This window comes from Synechococcus sp. OH30 (assembly GCF_047462175.1).
Taxonomy (GTDB): domain Bacteria; phylum Cyanobacteriota; class Cyanobacteriia; order Thermostichales; family Thermostichaceae; genus Thermostichus.
In genome coordinates this window covers 14,944-40,735 of sequence record NZ_JANSIP010000005.1, presented here as the reverse complement: position 1 = coordinate 40,735, position 25,792 = coordinate 14,944, and the positions used below count along the sequence as shown (strand labels likewise).

Sequence of the window (25,792 nt, the reverse complement as noted above, 5' to 3'; positions counted from 1 at the left end):
GACTGGAGCAAGGGGCTCTTACAGCAGCGCCAAACCAATTTTGGCGCAGATCTCTTCACGAAGCCGGGCAGTAATGGAGGCCTCGTCCAAATCGGCCAAGATCTGGGCGATGACCGTCCTGGGCCCCTCCGGTCCCCAACTGGCTCCCTGGGCCAGGTAGCGACGGGCCGCCTCGCCGAGAGCGTAGCAGGAAAAACCGGCCAAGACCGCCTGCGTCAGGGCTACCGAACCGTAGGCCCCTAGGGAGAATCCCCCGCTAAAGGGCAGGGATCCCCCCAGCAGGGTTTTCAGGGATCCCAGCCCCAGCAGCGCCACCCATTCTCCTGCTCCCAGGCTGAGCATGCTGAGGACAATCTTTTGCAGCAGTTGTGTGGCTCCGGCGGTGCTCATGGGCCAGCCGTAGAGGCGGGCCAGGCGCAGGATGAGGGCAATATCCAAAGCCAGCCCCCCCAGGGTATCGAGGAGAGTGATGGGGTTGAGGGCGACGGCCAGAGCCTTGGTGCGGGCGGCGGCGGCAATGAGATCTTGGGCTTGGTGGGCGCGGCTTTGCAGCTTGCGCTCGATGACTTTCTGGTTGACGCGGTCGGCAAAGAGGAGGGCATTGAGAGCTAGCAGGGAGCGCCCTTCCCGATGCAAGACCTCTAGGATTTTCAGGCGTAGGGCATCGACTTGGGGGGGACCGATCTCCATCTCCACGCCAAAGCTGCCATCTGGCTTCTGCACCAGGCGTGGCACGCGCGGCGAGGCTGCCACCAGGACAATCTCGTCAGGGGAAAGAAGCTGCCGCACCCGTTCGTTGCGGATCTTGTCGTAGATGGCCTGGCGATCCGCCTCTGGGTACTGGTCAATTTTGTTGAACACCAGCAGCAGGGGCTTGCCTGCCTCCCGCAGAGTCGCTAGGGCCTCAAACTCCACCCGCGTCAGATCCCCGCAGACCACAAAGAGGATGAGATCCGCCCGCTGGGCCACCTCCTGGGCCAGCTGCGCCCGCTCTTGGCCGTCTACTTCATCCAGACCGGGGGTGTCGATCAGCTCCAGACGCGATCCCTGCCAGTGGCTAACCTGAACTGACTGCACTGAGGCCGGCGGCAGGTGGGATCCCTGCAGGGCCTTGCCAGAGGAGGAGTGGGGACGAGTTTCCCAACTGATGTTCCAAGCTGCCGTTTGCTGGGTGCGGGTGGTGCCATGGGTAGGCCCTGTCTGGAAGACCGGCTCCCCTAGGAGAGCATTGAGCAGAGAGGACTTGCCTCGCCCCACCAGGCCGAAGGCAGCGATGTGGATCACCTCAGTTTCCAACTTGTCCAAGAGCGCTTGCAAGTTCTCCAGCTCCCTTTCTAGGCCCGCGATCTCTTGGGGGCGCAGATCCAGTTGGGCCACCCACTGGCGCAGGCTGCGCTTGGCTTGTTGGTAATGGAGATCGTCTTGCAGAGTGTTGCGGCGAGCCATAGCCGTAGCGCCCAGTGGTAGCGGAGAACAACCCAAAAGAGGCAGATTCAACAATCAACAATACCAACGATGCAGAAAAGCCGAGCTCAAGGCAACTAAACGGCGCGGCCCCAGAAATCCTGGCTGCAGCCCAGCTCTCCTCCCACACCTGCTCAACGGTAAGGGTACCCGCTTCCAAACCGGCTGCAGCCAACCTCCACTGCTGGGGGGTTCTGAACCAACCTTAGCCTGGCCGGAATTGGTCAACCAGGTATGATGGAAAAAAGGGGTTGGGAAAGCGATACTATGCTGACCAAGGGCTGGATTGGGTTCAGCCGAGCCAGGGGGTTGGAAAGGGTAGGCCTGGTCAGCTTGGGCTTAGTGCTGTTGGGCTGTAGCCCCCCAGGCTTTCGTACCCCACCTCCTAGCTTGAGCAACAGCGGGCTCAACAGCATTTTCCCCGATGGGGAGCCTGCTTTGAGTGGGGATGGTCGCTACCTAGTGTTTTCCTCAGCCCGCAGCGGCAGTCAGGATATTTTTCTCTACGACATGGTGGAGCGGCGGCTGGTGGACTTGCCCGGGCTTAATTCCAGCGACGTGGCTGCCAGCTCGCCCGACATCAGTGCCGATGGCCGCTACATCGTTTACGTGTCCAATGCGCTGGGCAAATCGGAGATCTTTCTCTACGACCGCGAAACCCGTCGGGTTGAGAACATCAGCAGCCGGGTGCCAGGGGATGTGCGCAACCCCACCATTAGCGGCGATGGCCGCTTTATTGCCTTTGAGAGTAACGGTCGAGGACAGTGGCACATCGAGATCTTTGACCGCGGCCCGGCAGCGGCCACGCGGCCCTCTGCCCCCAGCTCCTCCCCTGCCGGCAACAATCCCAGTAATCCCTGAAGAGAGCCCGCTGCTTGGATTGCCGCCCTAGCCCCTCTGGATTTGTCGCATGCTCGCTACCTTTGCCCAACGCCTTGAGCCGCTGCGCTCCAATGTCTTCGACCAGCTAGACCAGGCCAAGTGGGAGGCGCGGCGCCGGGGCGTAGATGTTATCGACCTGTCTCTGGGATCCTCGGATCTGCCCCCGCCTCCGGAAGCGCTGGCAGCCATTCAGAGGGCCCTGGCAGATCCCTCCACCTATGGCTACACCCTGTTTCACGATACCGCTGAGTTCCGCGCTGCCTGTGCCCAGTGGTACCAGAGGAAGTTCGGCCTAGCCATTGACCCCGAAACGGAGGTGCTGCCCTTGATTGGATCCCAGCAGGGCACAGCCCTTCTACCGCTGGCCCTGCTCAACCCCGGGGATATTGCCTTGGTTACCGACCCTGGCTACCCCTCCCATGTGGGTGGGATCCATCTAGCGGGCGGGATCCCTTACTACTTGCCTCTACGGGTGGAAAACCGTTTCCTGCCCCAGTGGGACGAGATCCCAGCAGAGATCTGTCGCCGGGCCCGCCTCTTGGTGCTGAGCTACCCCCACAACCCCACCACCGCCACCGTCACCCCGGAGTTTTGGCAGGAGACGCTGCAGTTTTGTCAGCAGCACGACATCCTCCTGGCCCATGACTTCCCCTACGTGGACTGGCGTTTTGACGGCCAGGTGGCCCCTTCGGCGCTGCAGGCGGATCCCGACAAGACCCGCACCATCGAGTTCTTTTCCCTCTCCAAGTCCTACCACATGGGTGGGTTCCGGGTGGCCTATGCCATCGGCAGCCGCGAGCTGATCCAAGCTTTGCGCCTGGTGAAGTCCACCATTGACTTCCATCAGTACCAGGGCATTCTGCGGGGGGCAGCGGCGGCCTTGGCGGCTCCCGATAGCTTCTTGGATCACTGGCGGCAGGTGTACCGCGAGCGGCGAGATCTGGCGGTGGCCGCTCTGCACCGCATCGGCTGGCCCGTGCCCCTACCGGAGGCCACCATGTACCTGTGGGCGCCTTTGCCCGAGTTTTATCGGGGATCCTCGGCCCAGTTTTGTCTGGACTTGGTGAGGACTACCGGCGTTGCCCTGTCGCCGGGCTCTGGCTTTGGTTCCAGGGGCGAAGGCTATGTGCGCTTTGCACTGGTGGTGGACGGATCCCGGCTGGAGGAGGCGATAGGACGGATTGGGGAGTTTTTGTCCCAGTGCTCTCTAGGAGAGGGGAGCTAGAGCTGCAGGTTCGCAACAGCGTTAGCTAGCAACAGCTGTGGTTTCCTTGCCGCAGCTTTTTCCAGTTTCATCAGGTTTTTGCAGACGAGGGGGTCGCTGCGTCAGAGTGCCGGAAAGCCCTGTACTGGGCAAGGATTGGCAAAGACAGGAGTCATGGGCTGTAGCCAGCCGGTGTCGGGTAATCTGAGCCAGGATAGGAGTTGTGTTGGCCGAGTTGGCTCCTGAGGGGCATGGAGAAGGAAACGCTCGAGAGTTTTTTGTCCATCCGGGGGGTGATGGGGGTGGCGCTCCTGAGTCGGACAGGCCGCCCTTTTTTCTATCGCTCTTTTCAAAACTTGGACAGCCGGCAGCAGCAAGCCCTTGTCGAAGGGCTGTTTCAGGTTTTGGAAACCATGCCCCCAGGCCTTGACTACTTTGACTTTCAGTTTGCCGAGCAACGGGTCTTTGTCTACCCCTTAGGGCCGGAGTGGGTGTTGCTGGTGGCGGTCAATGACGAGCTGGTGATGCCGGTTTACACCTTGGCCGTTAACCGCCTGCGAGCCGAGCTGCAACAGGATACGCCGAAGGGCCTGGCCACCTTGCGCCTGTTGACCAGCCAGGCGGAGGCCGTCCGGAACCCTACCCAACCCAGCTCCACCCTGGCAGAAGGCAAGCCCACAGCAAAGGAGGAGGCAACCCAGCCAGCAGCGACAGGCAGCCGCCTGCAGATGGATGTCTTCGTGCAATCTCTCAATCGCCTCTGCCAGATCACGAGCGGCTATTTGGGCAAGGCAGTGATCGTCAACTACTGGAAGGCAGCGCGGCAGGAAGTGGTAGAACGCCAGGGATCCCTAGCCGAGTGGCTCAACCAGTTCGAGATCGAGCGCAGCGGCCAAATCCACTACCGGGGCACCCTCAAGGAGCTGGACGAATCTCAGCAAAAGGTGCTGCAGGACTGGGTACTGGCTTTTTTTCGCCGCTGCGAAGCAGTGATCCACGACTTTCGCAACGTGATCAAGTCCGCCAACTGGCGCCTGTAAACTCCCCCACAGGGCTTCCGCGCCGCCTTTTTCGGTGATATGATTAGTTACTGCCTTTTAGGCACTAGGGCTGTTAACTCAGAGGTAGAGTACCACCTTGACACGGTGGGAGCCGCTGGTTCGATTCCAGCACAGCCCAGCACCAGCCAGCTAGTAAAGGCCGCAGGGATGGGATCCGGAGGTGCCGCGGGCTCTCAAGGGCCCGCTACTCCCCAGAGGCAGAGTTCTCTCTGGCTTAGGGATCCCTATACTGGAGTAGAGACCCTGGAAGGCACCGGAGTGGCAAGGGTAGCATTAGGTCAAACTGCAACAGGGGGAAACGACCAATGGGATTGTTCGAGCGGGTCAGCCGAATCATTAGAGCCAACCTCAACGCGTTGATCAACGCCGCCGAAGATCCAGAGAAGATCCTGAACCAAACCATTCAGGACATGGCCGAGGATCACTACCAAATGCGGCAGGCAGTTGCCCAGGCCATTGCTGCCCAGAAGCGCCTGGAGCGGCAGTATGAGCAGGCGCAGCAAAGCGTGGAGGAGTGGCACAGGCGCGCCGAGTTGGCTTTGCGCAACAACAACGAGGCGCTGGCCCGGGAAGCGCTAGTGCGCAAGAAAACCTTTGCCGAAACCGCCCAAAGTCTAAAACGGCAGTTGGATGAGCAAACCAGGCAGGTAGAGCTCCTGAAAACCAACATGACCAAGCTAGAGAGCAAGATTGCCGAGGCCAAGACCAAGAAGGATATGCTCATTGCGCGGGCCCGGGCGGCCAAGGCTTCCCAGCAAATTAACCAGGTCATTGGACGGGTGGACGCCACTAGCGCCTTTGCTGCCTTCGAGCGGATGGAAGAGAAGGTAAACGCCCTGGAAGCCCAATCAGCGGCAGTGGCGGAGCTGGCAGTAGACAACTTGGAACAGCAGTTTGCTGCCCTAGAAGCAGGTGGAGCGGATGTGGATCACGAGCTGAGGATGCTGAAGGCAGCAATACAGGGCCAATTGACCGCCGGAGAGCAGAAGGCTCTGCCTCGAGAGCCATCTGCTGCCACTAGCGAGAGCAAGGTAGATGCAGAGCTAGAAAGTCTGCGCCGCGAAATTGATCAGCTTTGAAGACTCCTCCTCTGAGGGGGGTTGGGCTTTCCCAAGCCAGGAGATGTAGTAAGCTAGGCCAAGGGTCCATTGGTCTGCCTCTAGCGGGGCTAGCATAGCCGTCCTACGTTTTTGCAAGAGACCAAGCAGCAATGACAACAGCGAGTATCAAGCCTCTCCTGGATGCCAAGCAACTGTTGCAGGCTTATGCCTCTGGCCAGCGGGATTTTTCTAGAACCAACCTGAGCGGGGCTCAGTTGAGTGGTGTCAGCTTGAGGGGGATCATCCTGCGGGAGGCAGACTTAAGTGGGGCGGACCTGCGCGAGGCAGATTTGTCAGGGGCGGATCTCTCAGGGGCTGACCTGCGCGGAGCCAAGCTGCGGCGGGTGAACCTCATCGGGGCCAAGCTGGTCAAGGCCGATCTGCGGGGGGCCAACCTCTACCGAGCCAAGTTGCTCAGAGCCGATCTCAGCGAGGCCGATCTCAGTCGGGCCGATCTGCGCCTTGGCGCCGATCTGCGCGGAGCCGTCATCACCAACACCCGCTTTCGCGGCGCCCTCTACGACGAGTACACCAAGTTTCCGGAGGGGTTCAACCCTGTTGAAATGGGGATGTAGCTACCGTTTGCCTCAGGGGAGCAGGTCTTGCCACAGGTAGGCTGCGCCCGCAGCTGCCACCATGAAGGGTGGGTTGTGCAAGTCCGGCTTGTTGTAGCGCAAGGGCTCCCCCTTCAGATCTGTGACACTTCCCCCGGCCTGCTCGACAAGGCAGTGGGCAGCAGCCGTATCCCACTCCAGGGTTGGGCCAAAGCGGGGGTAGAGGTGGGCGGATCCCTCGGCCACCAGGCAAAACTTGAGGGCGCTGCCCACGGACTTGACTTCGAGAGAACCGTAGCGCCGTTGCAGCCGCTCCAGAAACCGCTCTGTTTCCGCGTCTCTGTGGGAGCGGCTAGCCACCACCCGCAAAGGCGGCTGGGCGGGCGGGTGGGCGCGGATGGGTTCATCGCCTTTGTAGGCCCCCAGCCCTCGCGCAGTCCTGTAGGTAAGACCCAGCGCTGGGGCATGGACGACGCCTAAGATGGGGATCCCTGCCTCGACAAGGGCAATGTTGACAGTAAACTGGCCGCTGCCTTCGAGAAACTCGCGCGTGCCATCTAGGGGATCCACCAACCAGAACCGTTGCCACTGGTGGCGCTCTCCGTAGGGAATGCCGCCGGATTCTTCCGACAGCACGGGGATCGCAGGGGTCAGATCTTGCAGGCCCTGCAAGATTAGGCGGTGGGCAGCCAGATCCGCCTCAGTTAGGGGGGAGGCATCTGCTTTGCGTTCGACCTGCAGCGATCCTTGCCGATAAAAGAGCAAGATGGCCTGCCCTGCTGCTTCTGCCAGGCGGCACACCTTGGGTAGGAGAGCGGCCAGCTCTGGAGTCTGCACAGATCCCTCCCAAAGCTAGCGACGCACCGGAATACCGTGGGCAGCCAAGTCAGCTTTGATCTGCTCAATCGTCAGCTGGCCGTAGTGGAGCAGCGAAGCCAACAGGGCTGCTTCTGCCCCCCCCTCTTGGAGAGCTTGGCGGATGTGGGCACACCCTCCTGCTCCTCCTGAGGCAATCACTGGCACCGGCACTGCCTCGACCACCCGCCGCGTCAGCTCCAGGTCGTAGCCAGCTTGGGTGCCGTCGGTGTCCATGCTGGTGAGCAAGATCTCCCCTGCCCCGCGCTCGGCAACTGTCTTGGCCCACTCCACCGCGTCCAGCCCTGTTGGCTCCCGCCCACCGCGCACATACACCTCCCATCCCCCCCCTTGGGGTTTAGCACGGGCGTCAATGGCCACCACGATGCACTGGGAGCCAAAGCGGCGGCTGGCTTGGGTAACGAGATCTGGATCCCGAACCGCCGCCGAGTTGAGGCTCACCTTGTCGGCCCCGGCCCGCAACAGTTGCCGGATACCTTCCACATCCCGGATCCCGCCTCCCACCGTGAGGGGGATAAACACCTGCTCTGCTGTGCGCTGCACTACCTCCAGCAAGATCCCCCGCTCCTCGTGAGTGGCAGTAATGTCCAAGAAGACCAATTCATCGGCTCCTGCCCGGTCGTAGGCCTGGGCCAGTTCCACCGGATCGCCGGCATCGCGCAGCTGCGCAAACTGGATCCCTTTGACCACCCGCCCCGCCGCCACATCCAAACAGGGAATGATCCGCTTGGCCAACATGCCCCCTCTCTAGAACTCTGCCCCGCGGCTGCCACTAGCAATCGGGATCTCTAGGCAAAGCTGATGATCAAGAAGGGCTCCTGAAACTTGGCTCCGCTTACCTGCCGGCCTGCCAGGGTGGGGGGCAAGCACAAGTTGCGCCGCTGATCCCCGGCAGTGATGGTCAGTTCTGGCCCAGATTGGCTCAGCTCGATTTGGGCCTTGCTAAAGCCGGGAAGAAACAGCTTCACAGTGCCGGATCCCTCGTCGATGGCTACTGGCGGCGGCACTTCGGGCACGGCAAAGATCCCACTTACCGCTTCCTCCAACGCTGACCAGTCAGATCCCTGGCGCCGCGGCAGGGTGCGCACCGGCAGAGGAGAAAACTCAGCCGCCGACACCTCTCCAGGAACCAGCGGCATGACCCAGAGGCCAGCCACTGTCAGTCCCACCATTTGGGCACTGCCCCAGAGGTAGCGAGCAGTCTGCACGGCCATCGGATCCGGGGTGGTTACCAAGTGGGCCAACACGCGGCGCGGATTGGCAAGAGCACGGCGCCCCTCTTCGAAGAGGTTAGTCATCCCCCCCAGGCGAGTTAGCAAATCCTCTAAGGACGAGAACTCCAGTGTTGTTACAGAGCGTAGCAGCGGCTCGACGAAGGGAAGGAGAGTTTTGGCCAAATCGGATTGGAGGAAAGCCTGGGAAGCTCGCCGCCAGTACCAACTGGCCACCTCCGGGATGCCAAAAGCCCGCAAGGTGGTCAGATCCCCTGGGCCATCGTAGAGGATGCAGTCGTATTGACCGCTGGCCTCGTAGCGGCGCAGGGCTTCCAGAGCCAGAGCCTGATCCATCCCTGGCAACACCCCCAGCTCTTGCCCGTAGATCTCTTGGAAAAGGGGAGTGCGCAGGTATTGAGCTCCCAGCTCTTTGGCCGCCGTCCAGTACCGCTCCAGAAGCTGGGTTGTGCGCAGCTGCACTACGTCCAAATTGGCAGCAATGGTTACCGGCTCGCCAGAAAGTGGGATCCCACCTAGAAGCATCTCCAACCCCGGCCCCGCCTGATGGCCCACTAGCAGCACCCGCCGCCCCTGCTGGGCTGCTGCCCGCGCCACGGCCACAGCTAGAGTGCTTCGGCCTGTACCCCCCTTCCCCAAGAAGGTCAGGATCTGGCTCATTCTCGCTCTCCTGACTCGCCGTAGATGTCGATGTACAGCGATTGCCCTGCCAACTGGGCTGCCGCTGTCATCACCTGCCGAATGGCCTGCAAGGTACGCCCACCTCGCCCCAACACCCGACCGCGATCTTTGGGATCAAAGGCTAGCCGCAACCAGACCTTGCGTCCTCCACAGGTGGTTTCCACATCTGTCTGCAGGGGGCCGCTGCTAAGGAGCGGCTCAATCAAAAGATGGGCAAGGGTCTCGTAATCTGGCATGGGAGGCAAAACTCAACCTAACCGCCAGCGTAGCTGAACCTAGACCTCAGTGGCCTCCTCAGGCTGAGGTGTTTCCTCTGCCTGCTCTGCCCTCTCGCCAGATTCCTCGGGAGGGAGCCCGGCTTCAGACTTGGCAATGGCTGGAATACGAATCGAGGCCACCACCCCACCCTCACCGGCCTTCAACATCTCATAGATGCCAGCCTTTCTAAGGAGGCTGTCTACCGTATCCGTGGGCTTGGCACCGCGCCGCAGCCACTTGAGTAGGCCCGCTGTCTCCAGAACCGTCTCCTTGGTACGTGGGTTATAGTAGCCCAACTCCTCCAGCGGGCGACCTTCTCGGCGAGACCTACTGTCAATAGCAATGATGCGATAGCTGGGTTGGTGCTTTTTTCCAAAACGCTTGAGCCGCAACTTAACCATGGGGTATCTGCTCCTTGGAGATGCTCCGCAAGCCGTGTGGAGTTGTCTAGGAAACAGAAATCGACCACCTCGCCACTGCTGCAGGTCTCTTCCTAGAGGCTGAGTCGGCTGGTCGATCAACACAGGTTTTCTATTTTAGTCAATTTCTCCCCTACCAGCAAAAGTGCCGACTCAAGCCCAGAGAAGGATCTTCATGGCAAAGTTGAAGAGGAAACCCAAGGCTAACCACAGTTCCATGATTACCTACAGCGACTTGACCGAAGAGCAGCGCCAGCTCTACCTCAAAGCCCTGATTGCAGTAGCCCGCGCGGACGGCCATCTAGATGAAGAGGAAACCCACTTCTTTCTACGGATTGCTGAAGGAATGGGCATTGACAAAGAGGTCGCTCAGGGCTACCTGGCGGAGGAGACGGGCCCAATCCTCGACATTGGCCAGATTCCCCCTCTACACAATGCAGCCGGAGCTTTAATCCTCCGCGATCTGGCAGCGATGGCGGTGGTCAACAATGAGCTGGGAGAAAAGGAAGAGGACCTGATTTTTGCAATCGGCAAGGCCATGCAGTTTAGCCAGGAGGAGATCAATGAGTTCCTCGACTGGGCCTTCATGGGCCTGCAGTGGCAACTGAAAAGTGCCGCTCTGCTGCAGCGGTATGCCCAGACTCCTGCCAGCAACACCGCCGCCATGCCCTAGCTGAGGTAGTGATCCAGAGCCCGCTGCAACTCTTCCAGCTCCACCTCAAGGTTACCGCTCTCAACGGCATGGCGGATGCAGTGGCGGATGTGATCGTTGAGGATAAGCCGCGCCAGCCGATCCAGGGCTCCCTTGACGGCGGCAATTTGTAGCAGCACATCCGGGCAGGGTTGATCCTCCTCAATCATGGCGCGGATCCCGCGCACATGCCCCTCAATGCGAGCCAGGCGGTGAATGAGCTTGCGCCGTGATTGGGGAGTGTGGCGGTGAGGCTGGGCCCGCCCCGAGAGGGGGGGGCGCTCCAGCGCTAGTTCCCACTCCTCCTCCCAATCGGGTTCTCCAGGGGGCGGAGGAGTAGAGCCAGTCTGAAGCGGGGGGATAGGATCGGTCATAAAAGAGGTAGAGAACTGTCTGCATGATACCGCTTGCTTTCCCCAAGCAGGTGGAGGTGCTCTACAATAAGGGGAGATATGAAATTTTGTAAATCCTCTCATTGCTTGGCTTCATGACCTCTGTACTCTCCCCCTTTGGCCCCGTAGAAGCGGATCTAGAGCGTTTGCGCCAGAACTTGGCGCGGCTAGTTAGCGCCAAACACCCCATTCTGGCCATGGCTGCTGAACATCTGTTTTCAGTGGGGGGGAAAGGGATCCGACCGGCAATTGTGCTCCTGATTGCGCGGGCCACTACGCCCGATGGGGAGATCACCCCCCAGCATTGGCGCCTGGCGGAAATTACCGAGATGATCCACACCGCCAGCCTGGTGCACGACGACGTCATTGACACTGCTACGGTGCGGCGCGGCGTCAACACAGTCAACACCCTTTTCGATAACCGGGTGGCGGTGCTGGCAGGGGATTACCTGTTTGGGCAGGCAGCCTGGTACTTGGCCAACCTGGACAATCTGGAGGTAGTGAAGCTCCTGTCCAAGGTCATCATGGACCTGCCAGAGGGAGAGGTGCGCCAGAGCCTCTCTCGCTTTGATCCCGACGTATCCCTGGAAGAGTACCTGGCCAAAACCTTCTACAAAACCGCTTCCCTGATTTCTGGCAGTGCTAAGGCAGCGGGTCTCCTGAGCGGGGTTAGTCCCGAGGTGGCCGATCGCCTCTTTGACTTCGGCCGCGACCTGGGCATTGCCTTCCAAATCGTAGACGATCTGCTGGATTTCACCGCCTCGGCAGAGAGGCTCGGCAAGCCAGTGGGATCCGACCTTATCCAAGGCAACCTGACAGCACCCGTTTTGTTTGCTCTAGAGGAGTTCCCGCAGATGCGGGAGCTCATCCTCCGAGAGCTGGCCGAGCCCCAGGATCTCCAGCAGGTCTTGGAGTGGGTCTACCAAAGTGAGGGGATCCCGCGCTCCCGCCAGTTGGCGCGCGACTATGCCCAACGGGCGGCCGAGGCCCTGGAGGTTCTGCCGGACTCTGAAGCACGCCAGGCTTTGTTTCAGATGGTAGAGTATGTCCTTGAGCGGCCTTGCTAGGAGGTTGCTACGGGGATAGGCTTGAGGCTTGAGCTGCCGCTGCAGAGAGCTCAGGATAGGTGGGCGGGGTGAAAAAGCGCAGGCGGTGAGGTGGCCAAAAGCGAAAGATGGTGTTGCCGATAATGTTTTCTTTCGGCAAAAAGCCCCAGATGTGTGAGTCCTGGCTATCGTTGCGGTTGTCCCCCATGACAAAGTAAGAGTTAGGAGGGACAACAAATTCAGATCCCTGGTTGGGCACACCAGGGCAGCGCTCGCCGGGGCAGGAGTAGTCGGGGGGAGCGTAGATGTAGTTCTCCTGGAGCGGAATGCCGTTGACGATCACCTTGCCCTCGGCAATGCGAATGCGATCCCCTGGCAGGCCAATCACCCGCTTGATGTAGGCCCCGTCGAAGTTCAGCTTGGCAGGTGGGTAGAAGACAATGATATCGCCGCGTCTGGGGGCGCTGAAGCGGTAGCTGACCTTCTCCACCACCAGCCGATCCCCTTCTTCCAAGGTGGGCAGCATGGAATCCGAGGGGATCCAGCGCGCCTCCGCCACAAAGGTGCGAATGCCAAAGGCCAACAGGAGCGCCAGCACTACTGTCAGCAGGTTCTCCCGCTGGGTCTGCCACCAGGTGCGGGATTCCAAGGTGGCAGGGGTTTTCCTCGCTGACGACTCGGCCTTGGGCGGAGAAGTTGGATCTTTGGACGGCATGGCGGCTAGTGCACAAGACTGCCCGCTCTCAAGATTATCGCACCCAGCTCAACAGAATGGGAGGCCGTCCCCTTCAGCTTGTACTGGATAGCGGAGGGTAGCATAGAATTGGTGCCTTGCTGTGAGCCCCCATGACGATTTCAACAGAAGAGCGCCTGGAGCGGCTCGAGCGCTTGGCTGAGACCAACAGCCAGGCAATAGCTCGCCTCAGCCAACAACAAGGGGAGATTCTGGATCGGATCGATCGGCTTGCAGGAGATACCCAAAAGCTCTCGGAGCGCGTCGAGAAACTGTCAGGCGACCTGGAAAAACTGACTTTTAAATTCGACACCGCTCAGAGCATCGGAGAACGGCTAGAACGTCTAGCCACCAGCCTCATTGCTGGGGCCACCATCAGCATTATTGCCGGAGTCATTTTGGTGTTGTTGCGGGAGGGATCCCGCTAGAAAAAGAAAGGGGGAGCCAGCAAAACCCAGCAGAGTACCTTGGTAACCCTCCGTCCCGCTACCCCGGACAGTGCCGAAAGCCAGTCAGTAAGCGGAACTAGCAACCGTCTAGGGGCGTCTTGACAGCGCCTTTACGAGTCCAACGGTGGACCAATCTCGGCGGGGGCGACAGGTTTCGTCAGATGCGGATCCTGGCAAGTCGGGCACCGGGTCGTAGCCCCCCGGATGCCAAGGGTGACAGCGGCAGAGGCGGCGGATCCCTAGCCAACTGCCTCGGATGGCACCGTAGCGCCGCACCGCTTCCAGGGTGTATTGGGAGCAGGTGGGGTAGTAGCGACAGGCAGGTGGTAGCAGAGGGGAGATGGCCACCTGGTAACCTCGGATTAGGACAATCAGGCCACGGGTCAAGAGATGTTCCAACATGAGCAAGCCCCTGCCTGGGTGGAGGCGTCAAGCAAGCAATCCCACTCTGGTCTACAAAGCTGCCAAGGAAGCTGATGCCGACCGCTGGAGCTCTGACAACAACAAGGCTGGGTACTCTTTGTAAGGCCAGGCAAAAGCGTGGCGAAAAGCCGCCTCCTGACAACGCTTGAGCTGCTCAAAATCAATGATGTCGTGGGTCAGTAGGTTCTCGTACTCAAACGGCAGGCGCACATTGTGCAGGCCAGCGTTGTCAGTGCAGATAGCAATATCCACCCCTGCCGCAAAGCAGCGGTCGAAGACAATCTTGAGAGGCTCCAAACTGGGCAGCGTCCCTGTCTTCAAGTAAGTGGTAGGGCAAACTTCCAGACATTGGCCCCGCCGTGCTAGCTCTGGCAGGAGCTCTGGGTAGTGGAGAGGGATCTGAATACCATGGCCAATCCGCAGAACGTAGGGCAGCAGCTCTGGATAGCAGCCATCCAGCGTCTCATAGAGGTGGGCAGTAGTTTTGAGGCCGCGGGCCAGGGCATACTTGAAGAGCTCAATCCACTCGTCCAGCCGCTCTCTGTAGGCCTTATCTCCGCCGGCCAGGTCAATGCCACTCACATACTCCGACTCAGCGGCTGCCTCAACCATGGCACGGTTGATGTGGCTAGGCAGGCGGGAGTGCAAACACACAATCTGCGTGGTGATGATGGGATATTCTCGCTGCTGGCAGGCCTGCCCCACTATCTCAATGACTTGCCGCATTTGCTTGAGGCGATCTGCCTCGTCGAGGCTGGGGTCCGTGCGCAGGTAGGGGGTGTAGCGAATTTCTAGATAGGCCAAGTCTTCAAAGACATAGGCCCCTCGAATGAGGCGGTAGATGAAATAGGGTAAGCTTTCTAGGGTCTGCACCTGCTCCACCAGCGTGTGCAGCTCTAGGTACTCCTCCAGGGTGTTGCGGGGGCGGGTGTAAAATTCCTCAAATTCGGCGTAGTCGGGAAAGCGCTCCGCCAAGGGAGAGCCATGGCGGTGCAAATAGCGCCATAGGATCCTAGGAACAACTGAGCCGCCCAGGTGGCGGTGCAACTCCGCATGCAGTGCCATCTTTGAGCCTCTCCTAGCTGTCTGCAGGAGACAGATCTGGCTTGAATTGTTAAGAACTACTTCTACTCTAGCGGCGGTAGCCTTGTCCAGGGACGAGCGCGCATGGCCAGGGAGGTTATCCCTCCCCGGGGATGCAGTTTTCTGGAGCAGCGATCCCGGCTAGAAGCAAAGGGGGGCAACTGGGAAAGCGCCTTAAGATAGTCCTGGGGGTTGTTGAGTGAAGAGACTCAGGGGCCTCCCAAGAGAGGGAGGTCTGCTGCAGCTGACGTCCCTTCCCCAATATGAACTTGGCGTAACCGAGGTTCCCTTCATGGCGCTGCCTAGCTTGTACGAGTTTCCTTGGCTAACCACGGTCATCGTCTACCCGGTGGTAGCTGCTCTCTTTATCCCGTTGATCCCGGCGCCGGCCGGGGATCCCAGCACCCGCGCCTATGCCCAAAAGTTGGCAGAGCGGATCCGCTGGTTTGCCCTGTTTGTTGCGGTCACTGACCTGCTGATTCTGCTAGCGGGTTTCTATGTCGGCTACGACCCCGCTCAGGCCGGGCTGCAATTGCTGGAGCGTTACCCCTGGGTGCCGCAGGTGGGCTTGAGCTGGTCGGTGGGGGCAGATGGCCTTTCCATGCCGCTCATTTTGCTCACAGCTTTTGTAACCACGCTTGCCATCTTGGCCGCTTGGCCGGTTACCCTCAAGCCGCGCCTATTTTACTTTCTCATGTTGGCCATGTACGGCGGGCAGATTGGGGTGTTCGCCGTGCAGGACATGTTGCTGTTCTTCCTAATGTGGGAGCTGGAGCTGATCCCGGTGTATTTGCTCCTCTCTATTTGGGGGGGGTATAACCGCCTCTATGCGGCTACCAAGTTCATTCTCTACACTGCCCTCAGCTCGCTGTTTATCCTGGTGGCGGGCCTGGCCATGGCCTTCTACGGGGATCCCATCAGCTTTGACATGACGGATCTGGCCCATAAGGCCTATCCGCTAAACTTGCAGGTGCTGCTGTACGGGGCCTTCCTGATTGCCTACGGAGTAAAGCTGCCCATTTTCCCCCTGCACACCTGGCTGCCCGATGCCCACGGCGAAGCCACGGCGCCAGTTCACATGTTGCTGGCCGGGATCCTGCTCAAGATGGGGGGCTATGCCCTAATGCGCATGAACGCCGGCATGCTGCCGGATGCCCATCTCTACTTTGCGCCGGTCTTAATCGTGCTGGGGGTGGTGAACATTATCTTTGCCGCCCTCACCTCCTTTGCCCAGCGCAACCTCAAGCGCAAGATTGCCTACTCCTCCATTAGCCACATGGGCTTTGTCCTCATCGGGATTGGATCCCTGACGGAGACCGGCATGAGCGGCGCCATGCTGCAGATGATCTCCCACGGGCTAATTGGGGCCAGCCTATTCTTCTTGGTGGGGGCCACCTACGACCGCACCCATACGCTGGAGCTGGAGGAAATGGGCGGCGTTGGCCTGAAGATGCCCAAGATTTTCTCCATGTTCACCGCCTGCTCGCTGGCCTCTCTGGCCCTGCCTGGCATGAGCGGCTTTGTGGCTGAGCTGATGGTCTTTATCGGCATGGCCACCAGCGATGCCTACTCCCTTCCCTTCCGGCTGGTGGTGGTTTTCTTAGCAGCTGTCGGGGTGATCCTGACTCCCATCTACCTGCTGTCAATGCTGCGCCAGATTTTCTTTGGGCCAGAAAACAAAGAGCTCACCGCCCACGAAGAACTGGTGGATGCCGAGCCGCGGGAGGTGTTCATCATTGCCTGTTTGCTTATCCCTGTCATTGGCATTGGGCTGTATCCCAAGCTGGTGACCAGCCTCTACGACCAGTCCACCAATGCCCTGGTGGCTCTACTGCGGCAGGAACTGGCCTCCGCTGGTCCAGCAGTTGCCCAAGCCCCTGCCCTTTACACCCCTGAGCCAAATTGAGGAGAAGGAAGCTGGGGCAGCTCGTCGGCAGGACACGCCGCTGGCGTAGCTAGCCTTGGCTTTTTTCTCCACTGGCTTGAACTCGCATCCAGCCAAACAACGTTCCAACCGTCAGTTGGATCGTTTGGGCAAAAGCGGGAACGGGGATAATCTCTTGCGGATCCTCATGCACTGTTGGCTGCTGTCCGGCAGGATAGGCGAAAACGACCCTTTCTTCGGGAGCTACGATCCACCCCATCTGGCAGCCGTGGGCCAAGCCAATCAAGATTTTTTTGACCAGCTTCGTTTGATTTTGATCGGGAGAGAGAATCTCGATCACCCAATCTGGGCAAAAGGGTATGAGGTTTTGAATGGTGCCATCCTCATCCACAGGGATCCGATCCCAGGCAATGACAGAGATATCGGGCACAATTGCATAGCCGGCAAAGGTGGAGCGCAATTCTGGAAATGCCCATCCGAGGCGTTTGGGTTTGAGGTTTGCGTTGATAAAAGAAGTTAGCTCCCCCTGCAGTAGGCTGTGCTTTCCCTGTGGCATGGGCTTCTGGATAATCTCTCCCTCAATGAATTCGCTGGCGGGCTGAGTTTCTGGCTGCCGCAGAAACTCTTCCAGAGTTAGGGGCTTGGCAGACAGACTGACCATAATTTGCTCCTATCAAGCTGGCCTCTGAATGATCTAATCTCTGTCGCGCTGTCGCAGAGTGGCTTGGTAGTCGTAGGGGCTCTTGCCGGAAAACAAACCCATCAGCGGCCCTAAGATGGCCCCAAACACAAAGCCGCCTGCATGGGCCCAGTAGGCGATCCCTCCACCCTCCATGCCAATATTGATAGGAGTCTGCAAGCTGGCAATACCATAAAACGCCTGTTGCACAAACCAAAAACCTAGGAATACCCAGGCAGGAATGTAGACGGTTGTGGTAAAAATGCCCAGGGGTACCAGAGTTAGGATCTCCGCCTGCGGGAAACGCAAGATATAAGCTCCCAACACCCCTGCGATGGCCCCACTTGCTCCTAGAGAGGGAATGGTGGACTCCATATCGAAAAACCACTGGGCTAGGGCGGCCAAGGCTCCACAAGTTAGGTAAAAAATGAGGTAGCGCACGTGGCCCAGGCAATCCTCAACATTGTTGCCAAAGACCCACAAAAAGAGCATGTTGCCGCCGAGATGCAGAAAGCCCCCATGCAAAAATTGTGAGGTAAATAGAGTTATCCATTCGGGGCGCAGCGAAGAGATAGCCTCCCCCCGAAAGCTGGCCGTCAGTTCTGCTGGCACCACTGCCCACTCTCGGAAAAAAACTACCAGTTCTCGCGGCGATAGGGTAAGCTCATACACAAAAACCAGGATATTGATAAGCACTAGGGTGTAGGTGACGTAGGCGGTGCGGGTGGTTGGGTTGCGATCCTGCAGGGGTACCACGGTTAGGGGTCGGTCGACATCACTCTCTAGCCTAGCTGGATATGCCTTTCCCAGCCAAACTTAAGGCTACACTGGGGTAGCTTGCTGGTAGGATCCCTAGACTGCAAGGTGTAGCAGGGGAGCTGAAGGAAGGAATCGATGTCTGAAGTTGAGAGTCGAACTGCCCCGCTCAAGTTTTTGGTGGTCGAGGATCATCCTGAGGTTGCTCAAAACAATTGCGAGTGGCTACAGCGGATTGCAGCCGAGGCCCAGTGTATTGCCGTTTCCAATCCGATGGACGCCATCCGGCGGTTGCAGCGGGAGCAGCCAGACTTGGTGGTGGCCGACTTGCTCTATGGTCAAAGCAGCGGCGAGCAGTCTGCTGAGCCAGGTCTAGAGTTGTTGCGCCATATTTTCGAGAACTACCCCACCCTTAACGTGATGGTTTACTCCAGCGAGCCCTTGCTGCTAACCCCCCTGGTGGACCTAATTAGCAAGCACCAGGGTGGATTTGCCGCCGTCAACAAAATGGAGCGGCGCAGCGTCTTTTTGGAAGGAGCCAAAAGTGCTCTCAACGGGGAATTGCGCATGCCGCGAGAGTTGCGGGGCCTAACGAGGCTAACGGAGCGGGAAATCGAGGTCTTGAACCTGCTCTGCAAGGAGGCCCTCACCGACCAGGCTATTGCTGACCGCATCCACACCAGCAAAAAGACTGTACAAAACTGTATTCAAAGGCTCAAAGAAAAGCTCGATATTTTTGGATCTGAGGATGAAATCAACGCTCGCGTTGCCCTGTGTATGGCAGCCGTTCAGAAAAAGCTTATCCAGTGGTAAACCTAGAGGACTTCCAAGCGCTCTAAGATCCTGGCGTGCCTGTCCCCAACTTCCCTGCTGCTGGAGCAAAGAGCCTAGGGCTCAAGACAAGCTAGATACGCCCCCTTCCCATTTCCCAAAAGGGCCCCTTATCTCTGGGTCAAGGCTGACAAGGAGGGCAAAACATCTTCTCGAAAGGGAACCTCGTTTTGATTTACCCTCTCCAGCTCAGCCAACATGAGAGGGTTGACGCGGTTCAGATAGGGAATCAGAACCTGTTTTAGCCTGGGGCGGTAGAAACGGTGGTAGCTATACACGGGGGTGGCTGGAAATCCCCGCCGAATCTTGTGGGATCCCCCAGCCCCGGGGTCGAAGTTGCGGATCCCTTCCCGGATGGCCAGGGCAATGGGCTCGTAATAGCAAACATTAAAGTGCAAAAACTTCACCTCTTCCCGGCAGCCCCAGTAGCGCCCAAAGAGGCGATCCCCTTTGCGAACACAGAAAGACATTCCTATCACTTGCGAGTCTCGCTCCCCGGCTACTAGCACCAGTCGCTGGCAGTAGTTAGGATAGAGGGATTCAAAAAAACGGCGGTTAAGGTATTTGCTCCAGTTCCAAAATTGAGCGCAGGTATTGCTATAGAAGTCGTACATGAGAGAGAGGAGGCGTGGCGTAATTTCCTCACCGGTGTAGATCTTGAGTTCTATGCCACTTTTTTCCATTGCGGCTCGCTCTCGTTTGATATTGCGCCGCTGGTTAGCATTGAACTGGCTTAAAAAATCTTCGTAAGAGCGATAGCCAGGATTGTGCCACTGGTAATTGTGGGTAATTCGGGGAGTAAACCCATCAGCTTCTAGTTGGGATCGCCACTCCAAATCCACATAGAGCAGGCTAAACACAGAAATGTCGTTATCTTGGCAGAAGCGATCGATGGCAGCCAACATCAAGGGCCACACTTCTGCTTCCGAGTAGTCTGGATGGACGAGAATGCGATAGCCGGTGGCCGGCGTAAAAGGAGCCATGCCAATGAGCTTAGGGTAGTAGCGTTCTCCCAGTTGGGCGGCAACCGCAGCCCACTCCTGGTCGAAGACAAATTCGCCTTGGCTATGACTTTTCAAATACAAGGGGGCCGCCGCAATCGGTTGCCCCCCTGCCTCCACCAGGAGGTGACAAGGCAGCCAACCCGTCTTGGGGCTGGCACAGCCGGAAGCCTCTAAGCTGTACAGCCACTCGTATTCCAAAAAGGGAGAGGTGCGCTCCGTCTGCAGGGCGTGCCAGGCAGAAGCGGGGATCTGGCGGATATCGTGGCACCAGCGCACTTGCAAGCCCGTCGACATTTACCTGCTCCGCTTTTTGGCAACCTCAACTCTCCGAGGCTAGCTCAAGAACTCTTGGAAAAGAGGTCCTTAAGGGCAGTGCGAGCAGCTAGGTGCTTGCGGGTCGCTTCCAGGATCTCGACTTCCCGCCACAGCCGAGCTTCTGTGCTAACCATTTCCAGCAGCGCTTGCTGCTCGCGAGGGGCTCCATGGAAGTGACTGGCAACCCAGTAGGATAGCTCTGTAGGGTTAGTGGGCAACGGGTCCGGCAGCGCTGCCTCCCGTTCCATCAGTTTGCTGGAGAGGCGTACCACATCTTGAAGCAGGGTAGAAACCTGATTGACCAAGTCTTGGAGATCGCCCTGAGGGGGCTCGTCCTCTATCCACTCCACCAATCCAATCCGGAAAGGCTTTTCTCGCCTGTAGTTCAGCACGCGGAAGCGCTGCCGTCCCACGGTCAAAATATCCATGCGGTCGTCTGGCAGCCTTTGCACCTGGACGACCTCCGCACAACAGCCCACTTGGACAGGGGATCCCTTCTGGGGATCGAACATCAGCACCCCAAAGCACCGATCCGTCTCCAGGATGGTGTTGAGCATCATGCGGTAGCGGTACTCAAAAATGTGCAGCGGCAGGGGACGGCCCGGAAACAGCACCACCTCTGGCAAGGGAAATAGGGGCAGCTCGCGAACGTCCACAGAAGAGAAAGGCATAGGGCTTTTGCAGGTTGCGCTCCTAATCTAGTCTAGCGATCCCAAAAGAGCCCTAGGCAAAGCGGTGGTGCCAGAGGGTGAGGGCAATAGCTAGGGCATCGGCAGCATCGTCGGGGCGGGGCAGGCTGGGCAAGTTGAGCTCGCGGGCCACGGCAGCCTGGATGGCCTGTTTGTCAGCGCGTCCGTAGCCTGTGAGGCTTTGCTTCACTTGGGCAGGGGTAAACTCCACCGGCGCCAGGTGATGCTGGGCCAAGACGAGCAGGATTACCCCCCGCGCCTGGGCAATGGGAATGGTGTTGCCCATTTTGTAGAAAAAGAGTTTTTCCAGGGCCACCTGCTGAGGCTGCAGCTGCCGCAGGAGCTCCCTTAAATCCTCGTAGAGAGTCTGCAGCCTTTCGTGGAGGGGCTGATCCCCAGGAGTGCTGATTACGCCATAGTCCAAGGACTGGAGGCCGTCGGAGCTTGCCAGGATACAGCCAAAACCCACCCTCCCTAAGCCTGGGTCAAGGCCAAGGATGCGCTGCTCGGGGAGGTTGTCAGGCCAGAGGGTCTTTTGTAGAGGAGGGAGTTGCGGCGGCATGGTTGCTGCGCAGGTAGATCAGCCCCGAAACTAAGGTAAGGGCCACCGCTACCCAAAAACAGGGGATCCCAGCCGGCCAATTTAGAATTAGCAGGGAAATGGCCAGAATTTGGACAGCTGTCTTGGCTTTGCCCCAGAGATTGGCGCCGCGAACCTGACCTTGGTTGGCTCGCCACCCAGCAATGGCCAGCTCTCGCCCCACCACCAAGAAGACCCCCCAGGCAGGGATCCGTCCCAGCTCCACTAGGCCCAATAGCGGCGCCAGCACCAGCAGCTTATCCACCAAGGGATCCAAGACCTTGCCCAAGTCGGTAACTAGGCCATAGCGACGGGCCAGCTGGCCGTCTAGCCAATCGGTTACCGCCGCTAGCAAAAACGCCCAGAAGGCTAGTCTTTCCCCCTGGGGGGATCCGAGGTGCAGCCCCAACAGGATAAAGGGGATCCCTGCCAGCCGCAGTAGAGTAATGGCAGTGGGCAAGTTCAACCACGCCGGTTTGCCAAAGAGAGCTAGGGGAGTCTGGCTCATCTTTTCCTCTTTCACCTAGCGGTAGCGGCCCAGGCGCTCGGTGAGCAGGCGGTAGAATCCTTCTGCATCCACCCCAAAGGCCACCTGCACGTTGGCCGGGCGGCCGCTAAGGCCCCAGCGATCCACCACTGTCCGGCCCAGGTTGAGCGGGCTGACGGTGTCCACCTCTACGTAGCAGGGTTTGAGCTCAAACAACTGCGGCTGCAACAGGTAAGCGATGACACAGGGATCGTGCAGGGGCCCTCCTGGCAGGCCGTAGCGCTGGACATCAAACTTGCCGTAGAAGGTAAGCATGTTGGCTACCGTTTGCCCAACACGGGTGCCTAGGGCGCGGATGCGCTCAATCCGCTCTGGGGTGCTGAGGACCTGTTGGGTGACGTTGAGGCCGAGCATGACCACTTCGGGGATCCCGGCACTGAGGACAATCTGGGCAGCGTGGGGATCAGTGAGGATGTTGAACTCGGCAGCAGGAGTAACGTTGCCTTCAAAAGCGGATCCTCCCATGAACACCAGCCGTCCGATGCGCTCCACAATCTGGGGCTGCTGCACTAGGGCCACCGCCAGGTTGGTCATCGGGCCCAGAAGCGCCACCGTAACCGGCTGCTGCGCCCCCCTCAGCGTCTCAACGAGAAATTGCACGGCGTGCCGGGATCCCAGCGGCATCTGCGGCTCTGGCAAATTCGCCCCGTCGATCCCGCTCTTGCCGTGCACCTCCTCAGCCGTTTTCAACGGGCGCAACAACGGGCGGGGACAGCCGGCGTAGACCCCCATCTGCGGACAACCGGCCAACTCGCAGATCTGCCGGGCATTGCGGCTGGTCTTCTCCAGAGAGACATTGCCAGCTACCGTGGTAATGCCCAGTACCTCTAGCTCAGGCGAGGCCAGCGCCAGCAGCAGGGCTACAGCATCGTCTTGGCCAGGGTCACAATCGATAATCAAAGGCAGCATGAGGTCCTAGAAGCTATCCACCCCCCAGTGTAGGCCTCTTGAGTGGCTAGCGCTGGGGGTCGAGGTAGATTTCAGGCAGGTTTAGAAAGATTTAAGATCTCAGAGACGGTTCTTAATCGTTATATCCTGTTGAAGCCCAGCGCCCATCCGCTGCACATTCGCTTCTTACTTGCATGGGAGCCAGCCGAGGAAAAGCAGCTGGCGCTAGAGGCTTTGCTGTCGCCAGACCGGTTTGTCATTGAGGTCTTCCCCGATCCGCAGTCTCTCCTAGAAGCCCTGCAACGGGAGGAGAGCCATCCAGACTGCCTAGTGTTCTTGGTAGCGCTGGAGCGGCTACCCCTGCTGGAGGAGCTAGGCCACCAGCTCTGCAGGCAGGGGTTGCTGTTGCCAACAGTGGTGGCTATAGTTGCGGAGACACCAGAGAGCCAACTCGAAAACGCGGCCAACCCCTCTGCAGAGCCCCTTTCCCCCGAGGCTAGAGCTTGGCTAAAGCGAGAGCAATTTTTCTACCATAACGCCACCCTAGTTCGCCTAGTCTCCCCCCAAGAGCTGCTTTGCCCCCCGACTGCGGCTTCCCCTTCCACCTTGGAGCTGCTCATCAGTCGGGCCATTGCCTTCTTTCTCCAGGTTTCTCCCCTCTGCAGCTTACCGCCAGCCCAGCCTCACCCTGAGGATCAGTCCTACCTAGCCCACAGCCACCGGCAGCAGCAGCGGCTGGCAGAAAAGCTGAGAGAACGGCTGGGCTATGCTGGGGTGTACTACCATCGGGATCCCGCCCTGTTTTATCGCCACCTGCCCCCTGCAGAGCAACAGGCCCTCCTGCGGCGGCTGCGCAATCTTTACCAGGCCATTGTCTTGGAGTATTTTCAGTCTCCTGAGACGGTCAACGCCCGCATTGACGAGCTGGTGGCGCTTGCTTTTTTTGCCGACATCGGTGCTGCCCAACTGCTGGAGTTGCACATGAACCTAATGGAGGATTTTGCTAAGCAACTAAGGTTGGAAGGTCGCAGCGAAGAGATCCTGCTGGATTACCGCCTTACCCTTATCGACGTGATGGCTCACCTAAGCGAAATGTACCGCCGCTCCCTTCCCAAGCCTGCTCCCAGGGATCCCTAACTATGTCCAGTCCCAAAGCCTATGTCCTAAAGCTTTATGTGGCGGGCAACACCCCCACTTCTCTGCGCGCCCTCAACACCTTGCAAGACATCCTGGAAAAGGAGTTCCGCGGTGTGTACAGCCTGAAGGTGATCGATGTTTTGAAGAACCCGCAGCTGGCAGAGGAGGATAAGATCTTGGCAACACCGACCTTGGCCAAAATTCTGCCGCCGCCGGTGCGCAAGATTATTGGCGATTTGTCCAACCGCGAGAAGGTGCTCATCGGCCTAGATCTGCTCTGCCAAGAAGCAGACGAAGAGGATTAAGACAAATTACGGGAGAGAGTGGGATGAGCCAGCCATTGGGACCCTCTGAGCCGGAAAACCTGCAGAACCCTGCTGCCGAGGGGATCCTACCCAGCTGCCGCAACGGCAGCCCCGAGCTGCGCGGGATCCCCAAAAAGCAAACGGGCATTGAAGGTTTTGAAGACATCAGCCATGGCGGGCTGCCCCTGGGGCGCACCACCTTGGTTAGCGGCACCTCGGGCACTGGCAAGACGCTGTTTGCTTTGCAGTTTCTCTACAACGGCATTGTCAAGTACCAAGAGCCAGGGATCTTCGTTACCTTTGAGGAAACCCCTGCTGACATTATCCGCAACGCCTCCAGCTTTGGCTGGGATCTGCAGGCCCTCATTGACAAAGGCCAGCTCTTCATTCTGGATGCCTCCCCGGATCCAGAGGGCTACGAAGTAAGCGGCAACTTCGATTTATCAGCCCTCATCGAGCGCATTCAATATGCCATCCGCAAATACAAGGCCAAGCGGGTTGCCATCGACTCGGTAACAGCCATCTTTCAGCAATACGAGCCTGCCGGCGTGGTGCGGCGGGAGCTTTTCCGCCTAACAGCCCGCCTCAAGCAGGCCAACGTCACCACTGTCATGACTACCGAGCGCACCGAAGAGTACGGCCCCATTGCCCGCTACGGGGTGGAGGAATTTGTCTCCGACAACGTGGTGATCCTGCGCAACATCCTGGAGGGCGAGAAGCGGCGGCGCACCATTGAGATCTTGAAGCTGCGTGGCACCACCCACATGAAGGGGGAATATCCCTTTACCATCACCAACGAGGGGATCAGCATCTTCCCCCTGGGGGCGATGCAACTCACGCAGCGCTCCTCCAATGTGCGCATCTCTTCTGGGATTGAGAAGCTAGACGAGATGTGCGGCGGCGGCTTCTTCAAGGACTCAATTATCCTGGCCACCGGTGCCACGGGAACCGGCAAGACTTCGCTGGTGAGCAAGTTTCTCGAGCGGGGCTGCCTGAACGGAGAGCGCTGCCTCCTCTTTGCCTATGAAGAGTCGCGGGCGCAGCTTTCCCGCAATGCCTCCTCCTGGGGCATTGACCTGGAGGGGTTTGAACGGCAGGGCCTCCTCAAGATCATTTGCACCTACCCGGAGTCGGCCGGTCTGGAAGACCACCTGCAGCGGATCAAAGCGGAGATGATGGCTTTCAAGCCTTCCCGCATGGCCATCGACTCCCTCTCAGCGCTGGCGCGGGGCGTGAGCCAAGACGCTTTTCGGCAGTTTGTAATTGGTGTAACTAGCCTAGCCAAGCAGGAGGAGATTACTGGCTTTTTCACCAATACTACTGACCAATTCATGGGATCCCATTCCATCACCGAGTCCCACATCTCCACCATTACCGACACGATTATTCTGCTGCAGTATGTGGAGATTCGGGGCGAGATGGCGCGGGCCCTCAACGTCTTCAAGATGCGGGGATCCTGGCACGACAAGGGCATCCGCGAGTACGTCATCTCCAATTCGGGTATTGAAATTCGCGATTCCTTCCGCGGCTACGAGCGGATTATCAGTGGCTCCCCGACTCGAATCAGTGTGGATGAGAGAAGTGAGCTTTCTCGAATTGTGCAAAATGTGCAATCGCTCGACTAAAGG

29 protein-coding genes, 1 tRNA gene and 1 pseudogene are annotated in these 25,792 nt (G+C 58.9%); 14 read left to right on the top strand and 17 right to left on the bottom strand.

Translation table 11 applies throughout. The features are described 5' to 3' along the window. Window positions 1-18: 18 nt before the first annotated feature. Entirely contained in the window at window positions 19-1,446 is a 1,428-nt protein-coding gene (locus NW830_RS07245; RefSeq protein WP_414361453.1) for a DUF697 domain-containing protein, read from the bottom strand. 285 nt (window positions 1,447-1,731) lie between these two features. Between NW830_RS07245 and NW830_RS07240 the strand changes: the two genes are divergently transcribed. The 6 genes from NW830_RS07240 to NW830_RS07215 all read left to right on the top strand — a co-directional run bounded on the left by NW830_RS07240 (window position 1,732) and on the right by NW830_RS07215 (window position 6,286). Continuing rightward, the gene (locus tag NW830_RS07240; RefSeq protein ID WP_414361454.1) at window positions 1,732-2,325 is read left to right on the top strand and encodes a TolB family protein; all 594 of its coding nucleotides are present in this window, start codon (window positions 1,732-1,734) and stop codon (window positions 2,323-2,325) included. 49 nt (window positions 2,326-2,374) lie between these two features. Further along, window positions 2,375-3,571, top strand: a complete 1,197-nt coding sequence (locus tag NW830_RS07235) for an LL-diaminopimelate aminotransferase (RefSeq protein ID WP_414361455.1) — start codon at window positions 2,375-2,377, stop codon at window positions 3,569-3,571. Window positions 3,572-3,801: 230 nt separating this feature from the next. Then, a complete protein-coding gene (locus NW830_RS07230) occupies window positions 3,802-4,590 on the top strand; it encodes a hypothetical protein (RefSeq protein ID WP_414361457.1) in 789 nt (262 codons plus the stop codon). A gap of 67 nt (window positions 4,591-4,657) precedes the next feature. Then, window positions 4,658-4,729, top strand: a tRNA-Val gene (locus NW830_RS07225). Window positions 4,730-4,916: 187 nt separating this feature from the next. Continuing rightward, window positions 4,917-5,690 (top strand): PspA/IM30 family protein, encoded by a 774-nt coding sequence (locus NW830_RS07220; RefSeq protein ID WP_414361458.1) that lies wholly within the window; start codon window positions 4,917-4,919, stop codon window positions 5,688-5,690. 131 nt (window positions 5,691-5,821) lie between these two features. Next, a complete protein-coding gene (locus NW830_RS07215; RefSeq protein WP_414361460.1) occupies window positions 5,822-6,286 on the top strand; it encodes a pentapeptide repeat-containing protein in 465 nt (154 codons plus the stop codon). Window positions 6,287-6,298: 12 nt separating this feature from the next. Here the strand turns inward: NW830_RS07215 and cysQ are convergent, their stop codons facing one another. The 5 genes and pseudogenes from cysQ to rpsP all read right to left on the bottom strand — a co-directional run. Further along, complete coding sequence (gene cysQ / locus NW830_RS07210) at window positions 6,299-7,102, bottom strand: 3'(2'),5'-bisphosphate nucleotidase CysQ (RefSeq protein WP_414361462.1); 804 nt, start codon at window positions 7,100-7,102, stop codon at window positions 6,299-6,301. 15 nt (window positions 7,103-7,117) lie between these two features. After that, entirely contained in the window at window positions 7,118-7,879 is a 762-nt protein-coding gene (gene hisF, locus NW830_RS07205) for an imidazole glycerol phosphate synthase subunit HisF (RefSeq protein WP_414361464.1), read from the bottom strand. A gap of 50 nt (window positions 7,880-7,929) precedes the next feature. After that, window positions 7,930-9,033: an ArsA family ATPase gene (locus NW830_RS07200; protein ID WP_414361466.1), complete on the bottom strand. Its 1,104-nt coding sequence runs from the start codon at window positions 9,031-9,033 to the stop codon at window positions 7,930-7,932. Next, window positions 9,030-9,290, bottom strand: a complete 261-nt coding sequence (locus NW830_RS07195) for a KH domain-containing protein (protein ID WP_414361468.1) — start codon at window positions 9,288-9,290, stop codon at window positions 9,030-9,032. The genes NW830_RS07200 and NW830_RS07195 overlap by 4 nt, the downstream gene beginning before the upstream one ends. Window positions 9,291-9,467: 177 nt before the next feature. Then, window positions 9,468-9,713, bottom strand: a pseudogene (gene rpsP / locus NW830_RS07190) (30S ribosomal protein S16); the annotation flags it as partial. A gap of 193 nt (window positions 9,714-9,906) precedes the next feature. Here rpsP and NW830_RS07185 point away from each other — a divergent pair. Continuing rightward, on the top strand, window positions 9,907-10,404 hold the full coding sequence (locus tag NW830_RS07185) for a DUF533 domain-containing protein (protein ID WP_414361470.1): 498 nt from the start codon (window positions 9,907-9,909) through the stop codon (window positions 10,402-10,404). Here NW830_RS07185 and NW830_RS07180 read toward each other — a convergent pair. Then, window positions 10,401-10,796: a metal-sensing transcriptional repressor gene (locus tag NW830_RS07180; protein WP_414361472.1), complete on the bottom strand. Its 396-nt coding sequence runs from the start codon at window positions 10,794-10,796 to the stop codon at window positions 10,401-10,403. The two genes, NW830_RS07185 and NW830_RS07180, sit on opposite strands and share 4 nt — an antisense overlap. A 113-nt stretch (window positions 10,797-10,909) precedes the next feature. On the opposite strand from NW830_RS07180, the gene sds reads away from it, so the two are divergent. Then, window positions 10,910-11,881 carry a solanesyl diphosphate synthase gene (sds, locus tag NW830_RS07175; RefSeq protein ID WP_414361474.1) on the top strand — a complete coding sequence of 324 codons (972 nt, stop codon included), beginning with the start codon at window positions 10,910-10,912 and terminating at the stop codon, window positions 11,879-11,881. A 7-nt stretch (window positions 11,882-11,888) separates the two neighbouring features. On the opposite strand, the gene lepB is transcribed toward sds, so the two are convergent. Next, window positions 11,889-12,575: a signal peptidase I gene (gene lepB / locus NW830_RS07170; protein WP_414361476.1), complete on the bottom strand. Its 687-nt coding sequence runs from the start codon at window positions 12,573-12,575 to the stop codon at window positions 11,889-11,891. Between the two features lie 131 nt (window positions 12,576-12,706). Between lepB and NW830_RS07165 the strand changes: the two genes are divergently transcribed. Beyond that, window positions 12,707-13,021, top strand: a complete 315-nt coding sequence (locus NW830_RS07165) for a hypothetical protein (protein ID WP_414361477.1) — start codon at window positions 12,707-12,709, stop codon at window positions 13,019-13,021. 108 nt (window positions 13,022-13,129) lie between these two features. Here NW830_RS07165 and yidD read toward each other — a convergent pair whose 3' ends face one another. Beyond that, a complete protein-coding gene (yidD, locus tag NW830_RS07160; protein WP_414361479.1) occupies window positions 13,130-13,444 on the bottom strand; it encodes a membrane protein insertion efficiency factor YidD in 315 nt (104 codons plus the stop codon). A 51-nt stretch (window positions 13,445-13,495) separates the two neighbouring features. Beyond that, a complete protein-coding gene (locus NW830_RS07155) occupies window positions 13,496-14,530 on the bottom strand; it encodes an adenosine deaminase (RefSeq protein ID WP_414361481.1) in 1,035 nt (344 codons plus the stop codon). 310 nt (window positions 14,531-14,840) lie between these two features. Between NW830_RS07155 and NW830_RS07150 the strand changes: the two genes are divergently transcribed. Beyond that, on the top strand, window positions 14,841-16,454 hold the full coding sequence (locus NW830_RS07150) for an NAD(P)H-quinone oxidoreductase subunit 4 (RefSeq protein ID WP_414361483.1): 1,614 nt from the start codon (window positions 14,841-14,843) through the stop codon (window positions 16,452-16,454). A 49-nt stretch (window positions 16,455-16,503) separates the two neighbouring features. On the opposite strand, the gene NW830_RS07145 is transcribed toward NW830_RS07150, so the two are convergent. Then, window positions 16,504-17,094: a Uma2 family endonuclease gene (locus tag NW830_RS07145; protein WP_414361485.1), complete on the bottom strand. Its 591-nt coding sequence runs from the start codon at window positions 17,092-17,094 to the stop codon at window positions 16,504-16,506. 33 nt (window positions 17,095-17,127) lie between these two features. Continuing rightward, window positions 17,128-17,868: a rhomboid family intramembrane serine protease gene (locus NW830_RS07140; protein ID WP_414361487.1), complete on the bottom strand. Its 741-nt coding sequence runs from the start codon at window positions 17,866-17,868 to the stop codon at window positions 17,128-17,130. Between the two features lie 138 nt (window positions 17,869-18,006). On the opposite strand from NW830_RS07140, the gene NW830_RS07135 reads away from it, so the two are divergent. Further along, complete coding sequence (locus NW830_RS07135; RefSeq protein WP_414361489.1) at window positions 18,007-18,681, top strand: response regulator transcription factor; 675 nt, start codon at window positions 18,007-18,009, stop codon at window positions 18,679-18,681. Window positions 18,682-18,809: 128 nt separating this feature from the next. Here the strand turns inward: NW830_RS07135 and NW830_RS07130 are convergent, their stop codons facing one another. The 5 genes from NW830_RS07130 to NW830_RS07110 are packed head-to-tail and all read right to left on the bottom strand — an operon-like array spanning window position 18,810 to window position 22,743. Continuing rightward, entirely contained in the window at window positions 18,810-19,997 is a 1,188-nt protein-coding gene (locus NW830_RS07130; protein WP_414361491.1) for a GNAT family N-acetyltransferase, read from the bottom strand. A 44-nt stretch (window positions 19,998-20,041) separates the two neighbouring features. After that, entirely contained in the window at window positions 20,042-20,689 is a 648-nt protein-coding gene (locus NW830_RS07125) for an LON peptidase substrate-binding domain-containing protein (protein WP_414361493.1), read from the bottom strand. Between the two features lie 52 nt (window positions 20,690-20,741). Then, window positions 20,742-21,269: a crossover junction endodeoxyribonuclease RuvC gene (ruvC, locus tag NW830_RS07120; protein WP_414361494.1), complete on the bottom strand. Its 528-nt coding sequence runs from the start codon at window positions 21,267-21,269 to the stop codon at window positions 20,742-20,744. Beyond that, on the bottom strand, window positions 21,226-21,753 hold the full coding sequence (gene pgsA / locus NW830_RS07115) for a CDP-diacylglycerol--glycerol-3-phosphate 3-phosphatidyltransferase (protein ID WP_414361533.1): 528 nt from the start codon (window positions 21,751-21,753) through the stop codon (window positions 21,226-21,228). The genes ruvC and pgsA overlap by 44 nt, the downstream gene beginning before the upstream one ends. Before the next feature lie 57 nt (window positions 21,754-21,810). Continuing rightward, window positions 21,811-22,743 carry a nucleoside hydrolase gene (locus NW830_RS07110; RefSeq protein ID WP_414361496.1) on the bottom strand — a complete coding sequence of 311 codons (933 nt, stop codon included), beginning with the start codon at window positions 22,741-22,743 and terminating at the stop codon, window positions 21,811-21,813. Between the two features lie 42 nt (window positions 22,744-22,785). On the opposite strand from NW830_RS07110, the gene NW830_RS07105 reads away from it, so the two are divergent. From NW830_RS07105 to kaiC, 3 genes are read left to right on the top strand one after another with little or no spacing between them, the layout of a single operon-like run. Further along, window positions 22,786-23,859, top strand: a complete 1,074-nt coding sequence (locus NW830_RS07105; protein ID WP_414361498.1) for a circadian clock protein KaiA — start codon at window positions 22,786-22,788, stop codon at window positions 23,857-23,859. Window positions 23,860-23,861: 2 nt separating this feature from the next. Then, on the top strand, window positions 23,862-24,164 hold the full coding sequence (gene kaiB / locus NW830_RS07100; RefSeq protein WP_414361499.1) for a circadian clock protein KaiB: 303 nt from the start codon (window positions 23,862-23,864) through the stop codon (window positions 24,162-24,164). Between the two features lie 23 nt (window positions 24,165-24,187). Beyond that, on the top strand, window positions 24,188-25,789 hold the full coding sequence (kaiC, locus tag NW830_RS07095; RefSeq protein WP_414361500.1) for a circadian clock protein KaiC: 1,602 nt from the start codon (window positions 24,188-24,190) through the stop codon (window positions 25,787-25,789). Window positions 25,790-25,792 lie beyond the last annotated feature (3 nt).

What these genes read in the sequence shown, in the direction of transcription:
- NW830_RS07245 (WP_414361453.1), bottom strand. Translation starts at nt 1,446, where the DNA reads ATGGCTCGCCGCAACACTCTGCAAGACGATCTCCATTACCAACAAGCC.
- NW830_RS07240 (WP_414361454.1), top strand. Translation starts at nt 1,732, where the DNA reads ATGCTGACCAAGGGCTGGATTGGGTTCAGCCGAGCCAGGGGGTTGGAA.
- NW830_RS07235 (WP_414361455.1), top strand. Translation starts at nt 2,375, where the DNA reads ATGCTCGCTACCTTTGCCCAACGCCTTGAGCCGCTGCGCTCCAATGTC.
- NW830_RS07230 (WP_414361457.1), top strand. Translation starts at nt 3,802, where the DNA reads ATGGAGAAGGAAACGCTCGAGAGTTTTTTGTCCATCCGGGGGGTGATG.
- NW830_RS07220 (WP_414361458.1), top strand. Translation starts at nt 4,917, where the DNA reads ATGGGATTGTTCGAGCGGGTCAGCCGAATCATTAGAGCCAACCTCAAC.
- NW830_RS07215 (WP_414361460.1), top strand. Translation starts at nt 5,822, where the DNA reads ATGACAACAGCGAGTATCAAGCCTCTCCTGGATGCCAAGCAACTGTTG.
- hisF (WP_414361464.1), bottom strand. Translation starts at nt 7,879, where the DNA reads ATGTTGGCCAAGCGGATCATTCCCTGTTTGGATGTGGCGGCGGGGCGG.
- NW830_RS07200 (WP_414361466.1), bottom strand. Translation starts at nt 9,033, where the DNA reads ATGAGCCAGATCCTGACCTTCTTGGGGAAGGGGGGTACAGGCCGAAGC.
- NW830_RS07195 (WP_414361468.1), bottom strand. Translation starts at nt 9,290, where the DNA reads ATGCCAGATTACGAGACCCTTGCCCATCTTTTGATTGAGCCGCTCCTT.
- NW830_RS07185 (WP_414361470.1), top strand. Translation starts at nt 9,907, where the DNA reads ATGGCAAAGTTGAAGAGGAAACCCAAGGCTAACCACAGTTCCATGATT.
- NW830_RS07180 (WP_414361472.1), bottom strand. Translation starts at nt 10,796, where the DNA reads ATGACCGATCCTATCCCCCCGCTTCAGACTGGCTCTACTCCTCCGCCC.
- sds (WP_414361474.1), top strand. Translation starts at nt 10,910, where the DNA reads ATGACCTCTGTACTCTCCCCCTTTGGCCCCGTAGAAGCGGATCTAGAG.
- lepB (WP_414361476.1), bottom strand. Translation starts at nt 12,575, where the DNA reads ATGCCGTCCAAAGATCCAACTTCTCCGCCCAAGGCCGAGTCGTCAGCG.
- NW830_RS07165 (WP_414361477.1), top strand. Translation starts at nt 12,707, where the DNA reads ATGACGATTTCAACAGAAGAGCGCCTGGAGCGGCTCGAGCGCTTGGCT.
- yidD (WP_414361479.1), bottom strand. Translation starts at nt 13,444, where the DNA reads ATGTTGGAACATCTCTTGACCCGTGGCCTGATTGTCCTAATCCGAGGT.
- NW830_RS07155 (WP_414361481.1), bottom strand. Translation starts at nt 14,530, where the DNA reads ATGGCACTGCATGCGGAGTTGCACCGCCACCTGGGCGGCTCAGTTGTT.
- NW830_RS07150 (WP_414361483.1), top strand. Translation starts at nt 14,841, where the DNA reads ATGGCGCTGCCTAGCTTGTACGAGTTTCCTTGGCTAACCACGGTCATC.
- NW830_RS07145 (WP_414361485.1), bottom strand. Translation starts at nt 17,094, where the DNA reads ATGGTCAGTCTGTCTGCCAAGCCCCTAACTCTGGAAGAGTTTCTGCGG.
- NW830_RS07135 (WP_414361489.1), top strand. Translation starts at nt 18,007, where the DNA reads ATGTCTGAAGTTGAGAGTCGAACTGCCCCGCTCAAGTTTTTGGTGGTC.
- NW830_RS07130 (WP_414361491.1), bottom strand. Translation starts at nt 19,997, where the DNA reads ATGTCGACGGGCTTGCAAGTGCGCTGGTGCCACGATATCCGCCAGATC.
- NW830_RS07125 (WP_414361493.1), bottom strand. Translation starts at nt 20,689, where the DNA reads ATGCCTTTCTCTTCTGTGGACGTTCGCGAGCTGCCCCTATTTCCCTTG.
- ruvC (WP_414361494.1), bottom strand. Translation starts at nt 21,269, where the DNA reads ATGCCGCCGCAACTCCCTCCTCTACAAAAGACCCTCTGGCCTGACAAC.
- NW830_RS07110 (WP_414361496.1), bottom strand. Translation starts at nt 22,743, where the DNA reads ATGCTGCCTTTGATTATCGATTGTGACCCTGGCCAAGACGATGCTGTA.
- kaiB (WP_414361499.1), top strand. Translation starts at nt 23,862, where the DNA reads ATGTCCAGTCCCAAAGCCTATGTCCTAAAGCTTTATGTGGCGGGCAAC.
- kaiC (WP_414361500.1), top strand. Translation starts at nt 24,188, where the DNA reads ATGAGCCAGCCATTGGGACCCTCTGAGCCGGAAAACCTGCAGAACCCT.